The following is a 220-nucleotide window of genomic DNA, read 5'->3' as shown; positions in this document are numbered from 1 at the left end:
TTCTGAATGGAAGGGCCATCGCTCAACGGATAAAAGGTACTCCGGGGATAACAGGCTGATACCGCCCAAGAGTTCATATCGACGGCGGTGTTTGGCACCTCGATGTCGGCTCATCACATCCTGGGGCTGAAGTCGGTCCCAAGGGTATGGCTGTTCGCCATTTAAAGTGGTACGCGAGCTGGGTTTAGAACGTCGTGAGACAGTTCGGTCCCTATCTGCC

At 54.5% G+C, this 220-nt stretch carries 1 rRNA gene (running past both ends of the window); it reads left to right on the top strand.

The window, feature by feature from the left end:
• Nucleotides 1-220 (top strand): 23S ribosomal RNA (locus tag IEW75_RS15660) (its annotated part extends past both window edges: 716 nt to the left, 307 nt to the right); the annotation flags it as partial.

The sequence above is a fragment of the Lutibacter litoralis genome (genome assembly GCF_014646675.1).
Lineage (GTDB): Bacteria > Bacteroidota > Bacteroidia > Flavobacteriales > Flavobacteriaceae > Lutibacter > Lutibacter litoralis.
The sequence above is the reverse complement of the archived record's forward strand: the minus strand, read 5'-3'. Positions and strand labels throughout refer to the sequence as shown.